The following is a 1,407-nucleotide window of genomic DNA, read 5'->3' as shown; positions in this document are numbered from 1 at the left end:
CGATGCCGCCCTGCATGCAGATCTCGGTGGCCCCGGCCTGCGCGGCCTCGACGGCGCGGGCGGCGACGTCTTCGGTGGAGAGCCGGTAGGCGTCCGGGTCGCGTTCGCGCTGGGCGAAGGCGCAGAACCGGCAGCCCACGTAGCAGACGTTGGAGAAGTTGATGTTGCGGTTGACCACGTAGGTGATGTCGTCGCCCACCACGTCGGCGCGGAGTTCGTCGGCCAGCCGGGTCAGGGTGTCCAGCGCCGGGCCCTCGGCGGTGAGCAGCGCCATCGCCGCGGCGGTGTGGGCCGGCTCCAGCAGCGCCCCCGGGTAGTCCGCGGCCAGCCGCAGCCCCGCGCGCACGTCGGTGTCCAGCCGCTGCGGCGCGGGGTCTGACCGGCGCGTCGGCGGCAGGGTGTGCGTGGGCGCGCCGGGCACCTGTTCGCGCAGGAGGTCCCAGTCGCCGTAGACGCTGTCGAAGTCGCCGCGCCGGTCGGCGGTGCGGCCCTCGGTGTCGATCGCGGTGTGCAGGTCGGCGCGGCCGACGGTGGCCAGGCCGCCGTCGGGCTCCTGCCAGTCGCGGCCCCGCACCACGGCGCCGGGCTCGGCGAGCCCGTCGGCGGTGGCCAGCGCGGTGACGTGCGGGTGCAGCCGGACGTCGATCCACTTCTCCGCGCCGCGCACGTACTTCGGGTAGACGGTCAGCCGCTCGCGCAGCGTGAACCCGGCCTGCCGCGTCCACCCGGCCAGCTCGTCGATCCGCGGCCACGGGCGCTCGGGGTTGACATGATCCGGGGTCACCGGGGACACCCCGCCCCAGTCGTCGATGCCCGCGCGCAGCACCAGCGCGTGCTGGTCACCGACCAGGTTCGGCGGCGCCTGCACGCTCACCCCCGGCGGCATCAGCAGCCGGGCCACGGCGATCGTGGCGGCCAGCCCCTCCAGGTCGGCGTCCGGCGCCGAACGCATGGCCGTGTCCGGCTTGGCGCGGAAGTTCTGGACGATGATCTCCTGGATGTTGCGGTACTGCCGCGCGCACCGGCGCAGGGCGTGCAGCGACTCGGCCCGCTCGGTGAGCGTCTCCCCGATCCCCACCAGGATGCCCGTGGTGAACGGCACCCCCACCCGGCCGGCGTCATCCAGCACCCGCAGCCGCACCGCCGGCTCCTTGTCCGGGCTGCCGTAGTGCGGCATGCCCTTCTCCGACCACAACCGCCGCGCCGTGGTCTCCAGCATCATCCCCATGCTCGGCGCGACGGGCTTGAGCCGCTGCAACTCCTCCCAGCTCAGCACCCCCGGATTGAGATGCGGCAGCAAACCGGTCTCCTCCAGCACCGCGATCGCGCACGCCCGTACGTAGTCCACAGTGGAGCCATAACCACGCTCGTCCAGCCACTGCCGCGCCTGCGGCCACCGATCCTCCG

Annotated in this window: 1 protein-coding gene; it reads right to left on the bottom strand. The window is 73.8% G+C overall.

From position 1 onward, the window contains the following. A partial coding sequence (gene cofG, locus FCN18_RS38895; RefSeq protein ID WP_137097594.1) for a 7,8-didemethyl-8-hydroxy-5-deazariboflavin synthase CofG occupies positions 1-1,407 on the bottom strand: 1,407 nt, incomplete at both ends.

It is taken from the genome of Prauserella endophytica, assembly GCF_005146945.1.
In the GTDB taxonomy this organism is placed as follows: domain Bacteria; phylum Actinomycetota; class Actinomycetes; order Mycobacteriales; family Pseudonocardiaceae; genus Prauserella_A; species Prauserella_A endophytica.
Note: the sequence above shows the minus strand (reverse complement) of the source record. Positions and strands in the feature narration are given on the sequence as shown.